Origin of the sequence: Novosphingobium sp. (assembly GCF_027489515.1) — a bacterium.
In the GTDB taxonomy this organism is placed as follows: Bacteria; Pseudomonadota; Alphaproteobacteria; order Sphingomonadales; family Sphingomonadaceae; genus Novosphingobium.
The window spans coordinates 28,292-45,536 of the sequence record NZ_JAIXZS010000099.1; the positions used below are offsets into that span (position 1 = coordinate 28,292).

The window sequence follows — 17,245 nt, forward strand, 5'->3', positions numbered from 1 at the left end:
GGTGAAGCGTCAGACAGTCTCAAGACTGCTGGCAAGGGGATGGGAAACAGTTGGGCATGCATGAGGTGAATGGCGCACCCGAACCGACCGCGGCGGAGATCCGCCTGGTGGTTGCGGCCTCGTCGGTCGGCACCGTGTTCGAGTGGTACGACTTCTTCATCTACGGTACGCTGGGTGCGATCCTTTCCAAGGCGTTTTTCCCGACTGGCAATGCCACGCTGGAGATGCTGCTGTTCTGGCTGGTCTTCGCGGTCGGCTTCGGCTTCCGCCCGATGGGCGCAGTGCTATTCGGCTATCTTGGTGACAAGCTCGGGCGCAAATACACCTTCCTTGTCACCGTCACGCTGATGGGCATTGCGACCGCTGGCGTCGGGCTTATCCCGCCGGCTTCGCAGATCGGCTATGCCGCGCCTGCACTCGTCATCCTGTTGCGCGTGCTGCAGGGCCTGGCGCTGGGCGGTGAATATGGCGGGGCGGCAGTCTATGTGGCCGAACATGCCGCCCCGGCGCGGCGCGGGTTCTTTACCAGTTTCATCCAGTCGAGCGTGGTCGGCGGTTTTGTGCTGAGCCTTGTCGTGGTGCTGGCCTGCAAGGGCGCGATGAGCAAGGAGGTCTGGGAAGCCTGGGGCTGGCGTGTGCCGTTCCTGCTCAGCCTTGCGCTGCTGGCGGTTTCGCTGTGGATGCGGCTAAAGCTTTCGGAAAGCCCGGTGTTCAAGGCGATGAAGGAAAGCGGCGAGGTCGCCGGCAATCCCTTCATCGAGAGCATGACGTATCCCGGCAATGGCAAGCGCCTTTTCATCGCGCTGTTCGGCGTGGCGGCGGGGCTGACGGTGATCTTCTATACCTCGATGTTCACCGGCCTTTCGTTCCTCAAGGGGCCGATGCGGGTGGACGACATGACCGCCGAACTGCTCGTGGGCCTTTCCTGCGTGATCGGCATGCCCTTTGCCGTGCTGTTCGGCCATATCTCGGACCGGGTGGGCCGCAAGCTCCCGATCGTGCTTGGCTATGTGGTGACGCTGCTGCTGCTATTCCCGATTTTCTGGATGATCGGCAATGCTGCCAATCCCGGTCTTGCCGATATGGCCAAGCGCGAGCCTGTCGTGGTGATCGGCCCCGATTGCAGCTACAATCCCTTTGCTGCCGAGCAGGCAACGCAGTGCGGCAAGCTGCTCGCAGACCTTTCTGCCTCGGGGGTGCACTATTCGCTTCGCGATGGCTCGGCGCTGGACATGACAATCGGAGCCGACAGCGCCTCGCTGGGCGACTATCCCTGGGCCGAAAAGAGCGCCGTACGCGGCAAGGTGCTGCAAGCTAAGCTTGCTGCACGAGGCTATGATTTCGCCAAGGTCAAACCCGGTTTTGCAAACGCGGCGATCATCGTGCTCGGTCTCGTCGCGCTGATGGCGCTGACGGGGGCGACGTATGGTCCGGTTGCGGCCGTGCTGTCCGAGATGTTTCCCGCGCGTATCCGCTACAGCTCGATGTCGATCCCCTATCACATCGGCACCGGCTATCTCGGCGGTTTCTTGCCGCTGATCTCCTCGCTGATCGTGGCCCGGACGGGCGATCCCTATGCCGGGCTTTGGTATACGTGGTTGGTGGTGCTGGTGGCGCTGATCGTCTCGGCATGGGGCCTCAAGGGCGGAATGCCGCGGGACTTTGCGGACGATGATGCCTGACGACCTGCCGCTGCCACCCGCAGCGCTGCGGCTGCGCCTGGATACAGCGGCACTGGCGTCAAATTGGCGCGCGCTGGATGCGCTCTCGGGTAGGGCGCGGGCCGGTGCGGCGATCAAGGCCGATTGCTATGGGCTGGGCATGAGCGCGGCGCTGCCGACGCTCGCCGCTGCAGGGTGCCAGGACTGGTTCGTGGCGCATTGGCAGGAAGCAGCTGCGGCAGTTCGCCATGTGCCCGCGGCGCAGGTCTCCATGCTGCATGGTCCGATGACCGATGCCGAGGCCGTCTATGCACGCGCACTTGGCGTGCGGCCGGTGCTGAATTCGCTGGAGCAGGTGCGGCGCTGGCTGCGGGCAGGCGGGGGGGCGTGCGAACTGATGGTCGATACCGGGATGAGCCGGCTCGGGCTACCGCTGGGCGACATCCTCGATCCGGCCATCGCCAAGCTCGAAATCGAGACCTGCATGAGCCATCTTGCCAGTGCGGACGAGGACAGTGGGCAGAATGCAGCGCAACTGGGGCGGTTTCGCGACGTGATGCGCGCGGTGCCGGCGCGGCGCTACAGCTTCGCTAATAGCGCCGGGATCGCGCTGGGGCCGGACTATCACTGCGACCTCACGCGGCCCGGGCTCGCGCTTTATGGTGGCGTGCCGCGCGGCGAACTGGCGGGCAAAATTGCGCAAGTGGCCTATCCGGAAGCCGCCGTGATCCAGGTGCGCCAACTCGCGGCCGGCGACTCGGTTGGGTACAATGCGACGTTCACGGCCGACCGGGCCATGCGCGTTGGGGTAATCGCAATTGGTTACGCAGATGGTTACCTGCGCTGCTGGTCGGGCCGGGGGTACGTGCTCTGGCACGGGCAGCGGCTACCGGTCCTTGGCCGCGTGTCGATGGACATGACGATTGTTGACCTTACGGCCGCGGAAAACTGCGGCGAAGGGGACTGGCTGGCGCTCGAATACACGCTGCCAGAGGCAGCGGCTGCAAGCGGATTGTCGCAATACGAGCTGCTCACGCTGCTGGGCCGAAGGTTTGCCCGCTGCCAATGAATTGTTGTTATCCCTTCAAGGTTTATTGCGCTGCACATACCGCATCTGCTAATAGCAACTGCATAAACCCAGCAGGGCGCGATAAAAAATGGCAAACGCAGCGAAGGACGGTGATACCGTCATTATCAAGAAGTACGCGAACCGGCGGCTCTACAACACCCGCACCTCAAGCTATATCACCCTTGATCACCTCGCTCAGATGGTTAAGGAAAACATTGAATTCAAGGTCTTGGACGCCAAAACTGGCGCCGATCTGACCCACACGATCCTCACCCAGATCATCATGGAAGAGGAAGCCAGCGGCGAGCAGATGCTGCCGACGAACTTCCTGCGCCAGCTGATTGCCATGTACGGCAACTCGATGCAGGCGCTTCTACCGAGCTATCTCGAAGCCTCGATGGAGCACTTCCGCGAGAACCAGGCCAAGCTCAGGAAGGCGATCGAGGACAGCATCGGGGCCAATCCGCTGGCCCAGATCGCGCAGCGCAACATGGAGCTTTTCAAGGCCGCTACGGCTGCGTTCGTGCCGGGCGCCGTGCAGGCGGCAGAGGCCGAGAAGAATGCGGCGGCCCCGGTGGAGGACGAACTCGCGGTTCTGCGCAAGCAGATGGCCGACATGCAGAAGAAGCTGGACCAGCTGGCAGGGTAAAGCCGTACCCAAGCGGGATTGCCCGAATCCCGTTTGGGCCCTAACCGGCCCCTATGAGCCAGAACGCATCGATCAAGCACGCGCTGCCCGTCCTCAGGCAGGACGACTTCGCCCAGTGGTACCAGGCGGTCATCGCCGAAGCCGAACTCGCCGAGGAATCGGGCGTGCGCGGGTGCATGGTGATCAAGCCCTGGGGCTACGGCATCTGGGAACGCATCCAGAAGCTGATGGACGAACGCATCAAGGAAGCGGGCGTCGAGAACTGCTACTTTCCGCTTTTCATTCCGCTCTCGTACTTCGCGCGTGAGGCCGAGCATGTCGAAGGCTTTGCCAAGGAAATGGCGGTCGTCACGCATCACCGCCTGATCGGCGATGGCAAGGGCGGGCTTATCCCCGATCCCGAAGCAAAGCTTGAAGAGCCGCTGATCGTGCGGCCGACCTCTGAGACCGTGATCGGCGCAGCGATGGCGCGCTGGATCCAATCCTGGCGCGATCTGCCGCTGCTCACCAACCAGTGGGCCAATGTTGTGCGCTGGGAAATGCGCACGCGCATGTTCCTTCGCACGAGCGAGTTCCTCTGGCAGGAAGGCCATACTGCGCACGCCGACGAGGCTGATGCGATGGCTGAGACGCTGCGCGCGCTCGAGATGTATCGCAGCTTTGCTGAAGACGTGCTGGCGATGCCGGTCGTTGCGGGCCCCAAGCCTGAGAACGAGCGCTTTCCCGGCGCAGTCGAGACTTTCTCGATCGAGGCGATGATGCAGGACGGCAAGGCGCTGCAGGCCGGCACTTCGCACTACCTTGGAACCACGTTCTCCGAGGCTGCGGGCATCCGCTATCAGGACAAGGAAGGCCAGCAGACGCTGTGCCACACGACAAGCTGGGGCGTTTCCACCCGCATGATCGGCGGCGTGATCATGACCCATGGCGACGATGACGGGCTGCGCACGCCGCCGCGCATAGCGCCGCAGCAGATCGTGATCCTGCCAATGCTTCGCGATAATGATGGCGATGCGGCGCTGCTAGACTATTGCGCCGCCCTGCGCGCCAAGCTGGCGGCACTCTCGGTGTTCGACGAGAAGGTGCGCGTGCTGCTCGACAAGCGTCCGGGCAAGGCAACTGCCAAGCGCTGGGGCTGGGTGAAGAAGGGGGTGCCGCTGATCCTCGAGATTGGCGGGCGCGATGCGGAGGGCGGGCAAGTCTCGATGCTGCGCCGTGACCGGCTGTGGCGCGAGGATGGCAAGGCCAATTTCGTCGGCATGGCGCAGGATGACTTCGTTGCCTCGGCGGTGGGCGAACTGGAGGCGATCCAGAGTGCGCTGTTCCTAGAGGCGCGGGACCGGCGCGACGCGCAGATCGAGCGCGGGATCAGCGATCTGGCAGGGCTGGCGTCCTACTTCTCGGACGACAAGGACTTTCCGGGCTGGGTAGAGCTGTGCTGGTCGCGGCCTACGGGCGCGGCGCTCGACAAGGTGGTCGAGCAACTGAAGGCACTCAAGCTGACCATCCGCAACACGCCGATGGATGCGGCGCCGGCGGAGGGGCTGTGTCCGTTTACGGGCGCGCCGGCGGTGGAGCGCATTCTGGTGGCGCGCGCGTACTGACCTCTTGGGGAAGGCATGACGCGGCGGGCCTCGACTTCGCTCGACACGAACGGCGGTTGGGGTATGAATTGGAGCATGAAAAAGTTCCTCTCGTTCGCCTTCCTCGCTCTGCCCACTGCAGCTTCTGCCGCGCCCGACGAGAGCGTCTCGCAGAGCCGGCTCGAGGCCGATATCGCGCGGCTTGTTTCGTTCGGAACGCGGCATACCCTTTCATCGCAGGACGATCCCAAGCGCGGGATCGGTGCTGCACGGCGCTGGGCGGAAGCCGAGTTTCGCAAGACCGGTGCGGCCTGCGGCAGTTGCCTCGAGATCGTATTGCCTGAGACTACGGTGCAGGGCGAGCGGGTTCCCGCACCGACGCGGCTTGTCGATGTTGTCGCGATCCAGCGCGGCACCGTGCGGCCGAACGAAGTCGTGATCGTGCAGGGGCATATCGACAGCCGTAATTCCGATCCGCTCGACGCCAAAGGCGATGCGCCGGGTGCGAACGATGATGGTTCGGGCACGGCGCTTGTGCTGGAAGCAGCGCGGGTGCTTTCGCAGCAGAAGTTTGCGGCGGGCACGATCGTCTATGCCGTGCTCTCGGGCGAGGAGCAGGGGCTCTATGGTGGCAAGCTGCTGGCGGACTATGCCAAGGCGCAGGGCTGGACAGTGAAAGCCGTGCTCAACAACGATATCGTCGGCAATTCACGCGGGTCGGATGGGCTGGTGGACGATGCGCATGTGCGCGTGTTTTCCGAAGGGCCGCGCGACGATGCCAGCGAGAAGGCGCGCGAAGCGCAACGTTCTATCGGGGGTGAGAATGACAGCCCCTCGCGCAATCTTTCGCGCTGGCTGGCAGGACTGGACGATCCGGCCTTGGAAGTGCGGCAGGTCTGGCGCGCCGACCGCATGGGGCGCGGCGGGGACCATCTGCCGTTTCAGGCCATGGGCTATCCGGCGGTGCGCTTTACCGTGGCGGTTGAGAATTACGAGCGGCAGCACCAGAACGTTCGGAGCGAAGCCGGACGGCCATTCGGCGATACGATGGAAGCGATGGACTTTGCTTACCTCGCCAAAGTGACGAAGCTCAACGTGCGGGCGCTGGCGGCGCTTGCCGGGGCACCGATGCCGCCAGCCGCTAAGGTGACCGCAGCAGTGCAGACCTTTACCGACGTCGATTGGACTGCCGTACCCGGCGCTTTGCGCTACCGCGTGTGGCAGCGGCGCACCGATGCGGCGGGCTGGGACGCGAAGCCGCTGGCTGAGACGAGTGAGACCCATTTGCGGCTTGAAGGTGTGAGAGGGGATGACTGGTTTTTCGGTGTTAGCGCGGTGAGCGCCGATGGCGCGGAGAGCCCGGTGGCTTCTGCCGTGCCGGGCGGCGCGTTCGCTCCAGAAGCTGCGGCCAGACCCTGACCTTGCTATTGCGCGCCGCAGCCGTCACAGGTCGGTGATGGCAATTCGCAAGCAGACGCCCAATGGCCCCGACGGGCTTCCTACCCGGCAGCAAGTGCTCGACTTCATCGCCGCGAGCGAAGAGCCGGCCGGCAAGCGCGAGATTGCCAAGGGCTTCGGCCTCAAGGGCACCGAAAAGATTGCGCTGAAGGCGCTGCTCAAGGACATGGCCGAGGAAGGCCTGATTGATGGAAACCGCAGCGCGTTCCACCGCATGGGCGGCGTTCCCAAGGTGACGGTGCTGCGCGTGCTGGAGATCGAGGACGGGCAGCCGCTGGCTATTCCCGATACCTGGCAGCCCGATGATGGTGCGCCGCCGCCGCGGGTGCGGATCATCGAACCGAAAGGCAAGGGGCGCGCGCAGGCTGCGCTCAAGGTGGGCGACCGCGTACTGGCGCGCACCGAGGAAGCGGGCCGGGGTCTCATCGCACATGTGATGAAAAAGCTGCCAACGCGGACCGAGCAACTGCTCGGCGTTGTCGAGTTTGACGGCGCGGGCAAGCCGTGGCTCGCGCCTGTGGACAAGCGTGTGCGCAACGCTGTGGCTATCGCGGATCTGGGCGGGGCAGCGGAAGGCCAGCTCGTCCTCGGCGAGCCGGTCAGCAAATCGCCGCGCGCGGGGCTCAAGGTGACGGAGGTGCTGGGCGATCCGTTGGCGCCGCGCGCGTTTAGCCTGATAGCGATCCACAAGCATGGCATTCCGTTTGTCTTCCCGCAGGAAGCACAGGATGAGGCTGTGTTGGCCGCCAAAATGGCGCTCTCGCACGAACATCGCGAGGACTTGCGCGCGCTACCGATCGTCGCAATTGATCCAACCGACGCGCGCGATCATGACGATGCGATCTGGGCCGAGCCTGATGGCGAGGGCGGTTTCCGCGCCGTTGTCGCGATTGCGGATGTCAGCTTCTATGTGCGTCCGGGCGGCGCGGTCGACCGCGAGGCAAGGAAGCGCGGCAATTCGGTCTACTTCCCGGACCGTGTGGTGCCGATGCTGCCGCATGTGCTGAGCTCTGATGTCTGCTCGCTGAAAGTCGGTGCAGACCGCGCAGCGATGGCCTGCCACCTGACGATCGATGCTGAAGGACGGATCACCGCGTGGCGCTTCACCCGCGCGCTGGTGCGGATTGCCGAAGTGATTGCCTACGAAGAAGCGCAGCGGCGGATCGACGCGCGCGAGGCCGCACCGCATCTCGAGAACCTCTGGGCGGCGTGGCGGCTGCTGGAGAAGGCTCGCAGCAACCGGGATCCGCTGGAATTGGAGTTGCCCGAGCGGCGGGTGGTCCTCGACGAAAAGGGCAAGATCGCCGAGATCGCGCTGCGCGAACGGCTCGATGCGCATCGGGTGGTCGAGGATTTCATGATTGCGGCGAACGTGGCGGCGGCGAAGGCGCTGGAGGCCAAGGTCGCGCCGGTGGTCTACCGCATCCACGAGCCGCCGAGCCGCGAGAAGCTGGTGGCGCTGAAGGACTATCTCGCCACCTTCGGACGCAAGCTGGCGTTGGGGCAGGTGATCACGCCGGGTCTGTTCAACCGCATGCTGAAGGATGTGTCCGACGAAGCCGAGAAGGCACTCGTCATGGAAGCGGTGCTGCGGAGCCAGACGCAGGCGTACTACGGGCCGCGCAACGCCGGGCATTTCGGTCTTGCGCTGGGAAGCTACGCGCACTTCACGTCGCCGATCCGGCGCTATTCGGACCTCCTGGTGCACCGGGCTCTGGTCGATGCGTATCATCTCGAGCAGCCACGTCCCGAGGCGCGCGAGATTCCGGCGACGTCCGGCCTGTCGGATCGCGACCGCTCTGACCTTGCGCGGATCAGCGACGCCATTTCGAAGGCCGAGCGGCGCGCAATGGAAGCCGAGCGCGAGACTATCGACCGCTATGTGGCTGCCTGGCTTTCTGGTCGGGTGGGCGAGGTGTTCGATACGCGGATCACTGGCGTGCAGAAGTTCGGCCTCTTTGCGACGATCATTGGGCTTGGCGGCGACGGGCTGGTGCCGGTCTCTACGCTTGGGGCCGAGCGCTTTGCCCATGACGAGAAGCGACAGGTGCTGGTCGGCGAGGAGACCGGCGAGGAGTTTGCCATGGGGATGATCCTCAAGCTCAGGCTTGCCGAGGCTAATCCGCTCACAGGGGCGCTGAAGTTCGAGCCGGTGGATTTGCCGGAAGGCGCCAGGCGGATCGAGCCGCGTGGAGGCAGGCCCCAGCAGGGCGGGCCGAGAAAAGCTGGTGGTTTCATGCAGGGGCCACGTGGACGGCCGCGCAACATCCGGCATCAGGGGCGGAAGCGGTAAGGGGCCCTAACTAAACGAATCGATGCCGCGTTCGTCGATGCCGCCGGGGACGATCATCAGCACGCACGGCAATTGGCCGAGGTGCGAGGTGAAGTGGGTGACGAGCGGGCCCGGATTGCTGTCTGCCGCCGCGCCGAGGACGAGCGCGGAGACTTCGGGGTGTTCGCCAAGGTATTCGCGCACGACTTGCGGACCGCTGCCGGTGCGCACTGCGACCGCAGGCTCGAGGCCGGATTCGCTGGCGAGACTTCCAGCGGCGGTGCGGGCGAGCTCTTCGGCGCGTTCGCGAGCTTCGGCTTCGATGGTTGCTTGGATGCTGCCGAAGACGACAAACTCCTGACGGGGCACAAGTGCGAGAATGTGCACGGTACCGCCGGTGCGCACGGCGCGGCGCGCGGCAAAGCGCAGCGCGCGGGCGGCTTCCTCGGTATCGTCCATGATGACGAGATAGACGCGCTGCGTGCCGGGCGCATCAGCGCCGGGCGCGTGTTCCGCCTCGCTTGCCATGCCAACCATGCCTTCCCCCTTGCGACAAGGCCACTTTCCACACCGATCGCAATGCCTGTCATATGGCAGGGTTATGCGTATTGGCCTAATTCGTATGCGGGGCAAGCGCCAAGAGACTTGACCCGCCTTGTCCGGGTGGCGAAATGGCGCCCCATGTGCCAAGGGGCGTTCGCGGCGCGGGGGTGGTCTGATGGTCCCTCCCGGCCAGCGTCCCGATATCGAGGCCCCGGTAACCATTAGGGAAAAGAGCTGCCATGCCGATCCAGATCAAGATGCCCGCGCTGTCGCCCACCATGGAGGAAGGCACGCTGGCCAAGTGGCTGGTGAAGGTTGGCGACAAAGTTTCCTCGGGCGACATCATGGCCGAGATCGAGACCGACAAGGCGACGATGGAGTTTGAGGCGGTCGACGAAGGCACCGTGGTGGCCATCGATGTCGCCGAAGGAACCGAAGGCGTGAAGGTCGGCACCGTGATCGCGACGATTGCGGGCGAGGATGAGGGCGATGCGGCCCCGGCTGCCCCGGCGGCGGCTCCGACCCCTGCGCCGGTTGCGGCGACGCCTGCACCATCCCCTGCACCGGTTGCGGCTCCGACGCCAGCGCCTGCGCCAGTGGCAGCGGCTCCTGCGCCGGCACCGGCTCCAGCTGCTGCTGCGGGTGATCGCATCGTGGCGAGCCCGCTCGCCAAGCGCATTGCCAGCGAGAAGGGTATCGATCTCGGCACCGTCACCGGCAGCGGCCCGCATGGCCGGATCATCAAGGCGGACCTAGATGCCGCAACGCCAGCAGCGGCTAAGGCTCCGACGGCGGTGGCCGCTCCGGTCGCCGCTGTGCCCGCGCCCGTTGCGGCTCCCACAGCGGCCCCCGCGCCTTTCAGCACCGATATTCCGCACGAGGCGGTCAAGCTTTCTTCGATGCGCAAGACGATCGCGCGCCGGCTGACCGAGGCCAAGGCGACGGTGCCGCATTACTACCTCACGGTCGACATCAGCCTCGACAAGCTGCTGAAGCTGCGCGCGGAGCTCAATGCGGCGTTGGCGGGCGAGGGTGTGAAGCTCTCGGTCAACGACCTCCTCATCAAGGCACTTGGCAAGGCGCTGATGCTGGCGCCCGACGCGAACGTGAGCTTCGCGGGCGACAATCTGATCCGCTATTCGCGCGCCGACATTGCCGTGGCGGTCTCGATCCCGGGCGGGGTTATCACGCTGATCGTGACCGGGGCCGACGTCAAGTCGATCTCCACGATCCAGAAGGACATGGCGGACCTTGCCGCGCGGGCGAAGTCGGGCAAGTTGGCGCCGCACGAGTACCAGGGCGGCACGGCCAGCCTTTCGAACCTCGGCATGTTCGGGATCAAGCAGTTCGAGGCGGTGATCAATCCACCGCAGGGCATGATCATGGCGATCGGCGCGGGCGAGAAGCGCCCCTATGTGATCGACGATGCGCTGGGGATCGCGACCGTCATGTCCGCCACCGGCAGCTTCGACCACCGCGCCATCGACGGGGCGGAAGGCGCGCAGCTGATGCAAGCGTTCAAGACGCTGATCGAAGCGCCGCTGGCGCTTGTTGCCTGATCATATTGAGAGCGGCGCGACTGCCCCAGCGGGCTAAACAGGACGCCGACCTGAAGGAGCATACACGTGGCTGACCAATACGATCTTCTCGTCCTCGGCTCGGGCCCCGGTGGCTATGTCGCGGCAATCAGGGGGGCGCAGCTGGGCCTCAAGGTCGGCATTGTCGAGCGAGAGCTGCTCGGCGGCATCTGCCTCAACTGGGGCTGCATCCCGACCAAGGCGCTGCTGCGCTCGGCCGAAGTGTTCAATCAGATGAAGCATGCGGCGGCTTATGGCCTCGCCGCGGACAATATCCGTGCGGATATCGACGCGGTGGTGAAGCGCTCGCGCGGGGTGGCCAAGCAGCTCAATCAGGGCGTGACGCACCTGATGCGCAAGAACAAGATCACCGTGCATATGGGCACGGGTGTGCTGAAGGGAGCGGGGCAGGTCGAGGTGACCGGCGACAAGGGCACCGAGATGCTTTCGGCCAAGCACATCATCGTCGCGACGGGCGCGCGGGCGCGTGATCTGCCGTTTGCCAAGGCCGACGGGGACCGCATCTGGACCTATCGCCACGCCATGGTGCCCCCTGCCATGCCGACCAAGCTGCTGGTGATCGGTTCGGGCGCCATCGGCATTGAATTTGCGAGCTTCTACAACGATATGGGCGCGGATGTTACGGTCGTCGAGATGATGGACCGCATTGTGCCGGTGGAAGATGCCGACGTCTCCGCCTTCCTCGAGAAGTCGCTGACCAAGCAGGGGATCAAGATCCTCACTGGCGCGGGCGTCGAGAGCATCACGACGAGTGCGGCGGGCGTGAAGGCCAAGATCAAGGGCAAGGACGGCGCTGCGGCCGAGCATGATTTCAGCCATGTGATCGTGGCGGTGGGCATTGTGCCCAACACCGAGAACATCGGCCTCGAAGCGCTGGGCGTTGCCGCCGAGCGCGGCATTATCGCCATCGATGGCTATGGCCGCACCAATGTTCCGGGTGTGTGGGCCATCGGCGATGTGACGCCGGGACCGTGGCTGGCACACAAGGCAAGCCATGAGGGCGTGATCGCCGCTGAGTCTATCGCGCAGGCGCTAGGCAACACCGAAGTGCACCCGCACCCGATGGACCGGCTCAATATTCCGGGCTGCACCTACTGCCACCCGCAGGTGGCGAGCGTGGGCCTCACCGAAGCCAAGGCCAAGGAAGCCGGGCACGAAGTCAAGGTCGGCACTTTCCCGTTCATCGGCAACGGCAAGGCGATCGCGCTGGGCGAGGCCGAGGGCTTCATCAAGACGGTCTTCGACGCGGCAACGGGCGAACTCCTTGGCGCACACATGATCGGCGCGGAAGTGACCGAGCTGATTCAGGGCTATGTCGTGGGCAAGACGCTCGAGACGACCGAGGCCGAACTGATGCACACAGTCTTCGCGCATCCGACGCTTTCGGAAATGATGCACGAGAGCGTGCTGGCGGCATACGGGCGCGCACTTCATATCTGATCCTGTTCCCATGGCGCCGACGCATGACGTCCCAACCCATGACGTTATCGTGCTCGGCGCCGGAGCGGCGGGGCTGTTCTGTGCGGGGCTGGTGGGGCAGCGCGGCAAGCGCGTTGCGCTGCTCGATCATGCCGATGAACCGGGCAAGAAGATCCTGATTTCGGGGGGAGGGCGGTGCAATTTCACCAATCTCCATACCGCGCCGGACCGCTATCTTTCAGAGAACCCCCATTTCGCGCGCTCGGCGCTGAGCCGGTACACGCCGGCCGACTTTATCGCGCTGGTTGAGCGGTATGGCATTGCCTGGCACGAGAAGACGCTGGGGCAGCTGTTCTGCGATGGCTCGGCGAAGCAGATCGTTGCGATGCTGGTGCAGGAATGCCGCGCTGGCGCCGTTGACTTGCGATGCGGCGAACCGGTGGGCGCAGTGGAGCATGGAGACGGCCTGTTCCGCGTGACGTATGGTGCGCAGATTCTCGCGGCACCTGCGCTGGTCATCGCGTGCGGCGGGCCTTCGATCCCCAAGCTGGGTGCGACCGGCTTTGCCTACGACCTCGCGCGGCGCTTTGGCCTCAAGGTCGTGCAGCCGCGCCCGGCGTTGGTGCCGCTGACGCTTGCGGGCGAGGAAGCGCTGTTTCGCGAGCTTTCGGGCGTCTCGGCGGACGTGGTAGCGCGCGCGGGCAAGGCGGCGTTTCGCGAGGCCGCATTGTTTACGCACCGTGGCCTGTCCGGGCCGGCGATCCTGCAAGTCTCCTCCTATTGGCGGCCGGGCACTGCAGTGGATATCGATTTCCTTCCCGACCAGCCGCAGGACTGGCTGCTGATGACCAAGCGGGAACGACCGCGTACAGGCCTCGCGCGGGTGTTGGGCGCGGCGCTGCCCGAGAGGCTTGCGGTGCGGCTTGCCGAGCGGATCGGGCTTGATGGCGAGCTTGGCCAGAAGCAGGACAAGGCGCTACGCGCGGCCGAGGCGCAGCTGCGACGCTGGACGTTCATGCCGAGCGGCAGCGAGGGTTTTGCCAAGGCTGAAGTGACCGCAGGCGGGATCAGCACGGCCGGGCTTTCCTCGCGCACGATGGCCGCGACCGCCGTGCCCGGCCTCTTCGCCATCGGCGAGGCAGTCGACGTCACAGGGTGGCTGGGCGGGTACAACTTCCAGTGGGCCTGGGCGAGCGCCCATGCGGCTGCGACGGCGCTCGCCGATTTTCCATGAAGGCGATCGCGGCCTAGCGGGTTATGCTTAGGGTGGAGCGATTCCCGCATGGATTGGCCTGACAAGCTGTCCTGCAACCGGGCTCGAGCGTCAGCGAGGGGAGTGCACGATGACTCTGTTCAGCGATATTGCGCCCGCGGCGGGGTTCGGGCTCTCGGGCGATCCCTTCATCGACTCGCTGTACTCGCCGGAGGACTACTTCCGCACGAAGTGGGCGACTGTGTCCGGCGGCAAGACCCAGATCAGCTATAGCTTCGCTTTCCTCAACGGCGTCGCATCAAAATTCACCAGCGATTATGGCAATGAGCCCACCGCTGCGCAGCATTTCGGCGTGTCCAATGCGCAGATCCCAGGGATCGACCAGGCCTTCCAGCGCTGGGCGGACGTCGCCAACGTGAACTTCACCAAAGTGGCGGAAACCGCAGCCGGGGTTGTGGGCGATATCCGCATCGCGTTCTCCTCCGAAGTCTCCAGCGACTTCTGGGGCTATACCAAGATTTTCAGCGACGGCAGCGATCCCTCGCAAGGGGATATCTGGATCGAACCCTCGATCAAGGACGGAACTTTCCAGCCCTTTACCTACGACTTCCTCGCGATGATGCACGAGATCGGCCACGCGCTTGGCCTCGATCATCCCTTCGAGGGCAACATCATTCCAGCCGGATACGACAACGCCCGCTACACGATCATGTCCTACACCCAGCCCAAGGGGGTGTTCTACTTCAAGCCGGGCGCGACCGAGGCGCAATACATTCTCGTCACGCCGATGGTCTATGACATCGCCGCGGTTCAGAAGATCTATGGTGCGAACATGTCGTACCATACCGGCAATGACGTCTATGCGTTCCAGCAGAACCAGCCAGTCTACCAGACAATCTGGGACGCTGGCGGGAACGACACGATCGACGTGTCATCGTTCAAGTATGGCTGCACGATCTCGCTGACGGCGGGAACCTATTCGCAGCTCGCCTATGGCGACACGACGCTCGATCCCAATCTCGGCATTGCCTTCAATTGCACGATCGAAAATGCGCGCGGTGGTTCGGGCGATGACGCGTTGAATGGCAACGATGCCGCGAACCAGCTTTTCGGCAATGGCGGGATGGATACGCTGATCGGCAGCGGCGGCAACGACATCCTTGATGGCGGTGCGGGCGACGATGCCGAAGTCGGCGGGGATGGCAATGACATCTTCATGGGAGGGACCGACACCGGCCGGGACAGCTTCGATGGCGGTAGCGGCACCGATACGATCACCTATGCGGCGGCCAAGGCAGCGGTCACCGTCAAACTGGCGGCGGGAACTGCGGCAGGTAGCGCTGCGGGCGACGCCGCCGGGATCGGCAGCGATGTGTTCGCATCCATCGAAACCGTGATCGGCAGCGCGTTCAACGACACGCTGATCGGCAGCACCGGCGCCGACACCTTCATCGGCGGTGCGGGTAACGACACGATCAACGGTGGCGGCGGGTTCGATACGGCGAGTTATGTCGGGGCGAAGTCTGCGGTGACGGTGAACCTTGCGCTGACGACGGCGCAGAACACCCTTGGTGGTGGAACGGATACGCTGAGCGCGATCGAGAACCTCATCGGCACGGCGTTCGCTGACACGCTGACCGGCAGTCAGGGCGCCAACGTGCTTGACGGCGGGGCAGGCGCCGACACGATGGCAGGCGGTCTCGGCAACGATACCTACCGTGTTGACGCGGCCGGCGATAAGGTGACGGAGGCAGCGGATGCCGGAAGAGACATCGTCATTGCCACTGTGAGCTTCACGCTAGGTGCGAACGTCGAGAACCTCACGCTCGCAGGCACGGCAGCGATCAATGGAACCGGGAACGATCTGGCGAACACGATCCGGGGGAATGCCGGTGCCAACGTGCTTTCGGGTGGTGGGGCAAGCGACCAGCTGATCGCCGGAGCGGGTGCTGACACCCTCATCGGCGGCACTGCGCGGGACTTCCTGACTGGCGGGACGGGCGCGGACGTGTTCCGCTTCGCTAGTGGCGATTTCGGCGGCACGACCACGGCTACCTGTGATCTCATCTACGATTTCAGCCACGCCGAGGGCGACCGGATCGATCTTTCGGCCATCGATGCCAATGCAGTTGGCGGGGCTGCCAACGATGCCTTTGCCTTCATCGGCAGCGCTGCCTTCGGCAATGTTGCAGGGCAATTGCGCGTAGCCACGATTTCAGGGCTCAGTGTGGTGCAGGGCGATACCAACGGCGACGGGCTCGCCGATTTCTGGATCCGCTGCAACGGTGCGCCTGCCCTCGCTGCGGCCGATTTCGTGCTGTAGGGGCAGCCGCGTCGGATCTCCCCGTATTGCAGCGGTACGGCCTGATCATCACCACGGCGCTGTAGTCCTTCTGAAACAATCGCGGGGCAGGGCGTGGACTGAGGGTTACCCCGTCGTTTGCCTTATGGGCACGTGCGGAACCCCTGCCAGCCCTGAGCGCGAAGGATTGCACGGTGCCCAAGACGATCAAGGGGACAAAAGCAGGCGAAACCCTGGACGGGAGCGCGGGTGCCGACCTCATCTATGGTCTCGGCAGCAAGGATATCCTGAACGGACTTGGCGGCAATGACCTTCTGGATGGCGGCGTCGGCGCAGACCGAATGTTCGGCGGCGATGGCGACGACCGTTATGTTGTCGACAGCGTATCCGACAAGGTGATCGAGGCCGCCGACGAGGGCAATGATCTCGTCCTCGCCGCGCTTTCTCGATACAAGATCCCCTCGCAGGTCGAGAACCTGACGTTCACGACGCGCGCATCGCATTTCGGCATCGGCAACGGGCTGAACAACGTGATCACCGGTAATTCCGGCACAGACAGACTGTTCGGCGGTGGCGGCGACGACACGCTGATTGGCGGAAATGGCAACGACTACCTTTCCGGCGGCCGTGGGCGGGACACGCTCCTGGGTGGCAACGGCGACGACACCCTCAACGGGGGGGCAGGCAACGACCTTCTCGACGGCGGGATTGGCGCGGACAACCTGTTCGGCGGGCGTGGCAACGACATTTACATCGTCGACAATGCGCGTGACACGGCTGTCGATGTCGCCAATGGCGGTATCGATGAAGTGCGCACACGGGTTGATTTCAAGCTGAGCGGCAACATCGAAAGGCTGACGATCACCGGTGCCAACTCGGCGGATGGCACGGGCAACATGCTCGACAACGCGCTCACCGGCAACGACCAGCGCAATGTGCTCGATGGCGCAGGCGGGAACGATATCCTTGATGGCGGGAAGGGCAACGATGTGATGACCGGCGGGCTCGGAGTCGACCGCTTCGTATTCTCGTCAGCGCCTAACCGTCTCACCAACTCGGACCTGATTACCGACTTTTCGCGCGACCAGAAGGACAAGATCGTTCTTTCGCTGGACGTGTTCACCGATTTCGATGGCGATGGCCGAATCAGTCCTGATGCATTTCACGCCGAAGGCGGCGCGACGCGTGCGACCGAAGATGGACAGTTCCTCATCTATGACACCGCGAGCGGGGCGCTCTACTACGATGCGGAAGGTCCCGACGGTCGCGGCGCGATCCAGATCGCTCAGCTTGGCGAGACCGACCACCCTGCGCTGTTCTGGAGCGATTTCCTGATCGTCGGCTGAAGGTGCGTCGAGTTCACAGCCCTGCGCCCGCCCGCATTTCCTCGATCAGTTCGAAGTGGAATGCGAGCATGCGTTCATCCGGCTGTTGCGGCCCGAAGAAGTCCATTTCCGGATCGACGACTTCGGTGCGGA

The 17,245-nt window shown here is 64.4% G+C and carries 12 protein-coding genes; 11 read left to right on the top strand and 1 reads right to left on the bottom strand.

Annotated elements, in window-relative coordinates:
• The first annotated feature begins 56 nt into the window (after nucleotides 1-56).
• The 6 genes from Q0082_RS17100 to Q0082_RS17125 all read left to right on the top strand — a co-directional run bounded on the left by Q0082_RS17100 (nucleotide 57) and on the right by Q0082_RS17125 (nucleotide 8,713).
• Complete coding sequence (locus tag Q0082_RS17100; RefSeq protein WP_298194815.1) at nucleotides 57-1,682, top strand: MFS transporter; 1,626 nt, start codon at nucleotides 57-59, stop codon at nucleotides 1,680-1,682.
• Nucleotides 1,672-2,730 (top strand): alanine racemase, encoded by a 1,059-nt coding sequence (gene alr / locus Q0082_RS17105; RefSeq protein ID WP_298194816.1) that lies wholly within the window; start codon nucleotides 1,672-1,674, stop codon nucleotides 2,728-2,730. Before Q0082_RS17100 ends, alr begins: the two co-directional genes overlap by 11 nt.
• Nucleotides 2,731-2,818: 88 nt before the next feature.
• Nucleotides 2,819-3,379 (top strand): polyhydroxyalkanoate synthesis repressor PhaR, encoded by a 561-nt coding sequence (gene phaR, locus Q0082_RS17110; protein ID WP_298194817.1) that lies wholly within the window; start codon nucleotides 2,819-2,821, stop codon nucleotides 3,377-3,379.
• Nucleotides 3,380-3,432: 53 nt separating this feature from the next.
• Entirely contained in the window at nucleotides 3,433-4,983 is a 1,551-nt protein-coding gene (locus Q0082_RS17115; RefSeq protein WP_298194818.1) for an aminoacyl--tRNA ligase-related protein, read from the top strand.
• A 75-nt stretch (nucleotides 4,984-5,058) separates the two neighbouring features.
• Complete coding sequence (locus tag Q0082_RS17120) at nucleotides 5,059-6,381, top strand: M20/M25/M40 family metallo-hydrolase (RefSeq protein WP_298194819.1); 1,323 nt, start codon at nucleotides 5,059-5,061, stop codon at nucleotides 6,379-6,381.
• A gap of 37 nt (nucleotides 6,382-6,418) precedes the next feature.
• A complete protein-coding gene (locus Q0082_RS17125) occupies nucleotides 6,419-8,713 on the top strand; it encodes a VacB/RNase II family 3'-5' exoribonuclease (RefSeq protein ID WP_298194820.1) in 2,295 nt (764 codons plus the stop codon).
• Nucleotides 8,714-8,719: 6 nt separating this feature from the next.
• On the opposite strand, the gene Q0082_RS17130 is transcribed toward Q0082_RS17125, so the two are convergent.
• A complete protein-coding gene (locus tag Q0082_RS17130; protein WP_298194821.1) occupies nucleotides 8,720-9,229 on the bottom strand; it encodes a universal stress protein in 510 nt (169 codons plus the stop codon).
• Nucleotides 9,230-9,474: 245 nt separating this feature from the next.
• Here Q0082_RS17130 and Q0082_RS17135 point away from each other — a divergent pair, with 245 nt between their 5' ends.
• The 5 genes from Q0082_RS17135 to Q0082_RS17155 all read left to right on the top strand — a co-directional run bounded on the left by Q0082_RS17135 (nucleotide 9,475) and on the right by Q0082_RS17155 (nucleotide 17,113).
• Nucleotides 9,475-10,794 carry a pyruvate dehydrogenase complex dihydrolipoamide acetyltransferase gene (locus tag Q0082_RS17135; RefSeq protein WP_298194822.1) on the top strand — a complete coding sequence of 440 codons (1,320 nt, stop codon included), beginning with the start codon at nucleotides 9,475-9,477 and terminating at the stop codon, nucleotides 10,792-10,794.
• Nucleotides 10,795-10,860: 66 nt separating this feature from the next.
• Nucleotides 10,861-12,273, top strand: coding sequence for a dihydrolipoyl dehydrogenase (gene lpdA, locus Q0082_RS17140; protein ID WP_298194823.1), 1,413 nt, complete (start codon nucleotides 10,861-10,863; stop codon nucleotides 12,271-12,273).
• A gap of 10 nt (nucleotides 12,274-12,283) precedes the next feature.
• Nucleotides 12,284-13,486 (top strand): NAD(P)/FAD-dependent oxidoreductase, encoded by a 1,203-nt coding sequence (locus tag Q0082_RS17145; protein ID WP_298194824.1) that lies wholly within the window; start codon nucleotides 12,284-12,286, stop codon nucleotides 13,484-13,486.
• 109 nt (nucleotides 13,487-13,595) lie between these two features.
• Nucleotides 13,596-15,788 (top strand): M10 family metallopeptidase, encoded by a 2,193-nt coding sequence (locus Q0082_RS17150; protein ID WP_298194825.1) that lies wholly within the window; start codon nucleotides 13,596-13,598, stop codon nucleotides 15,786-15,788.
• Nucleotides 15,789-15,961: 173 nt separating this feature from the next.
• Entirely contained in the window at nucleotides 15,962-17,113 is a 1,152-nt protein-coding gene (locus tag Q0082_RS17155; protein WP_298194826.1) for a calcium-binding protein, read from the top strand.
• Nucleotides 17,114-17,245 lie beyond the last annotated feature (132 nt).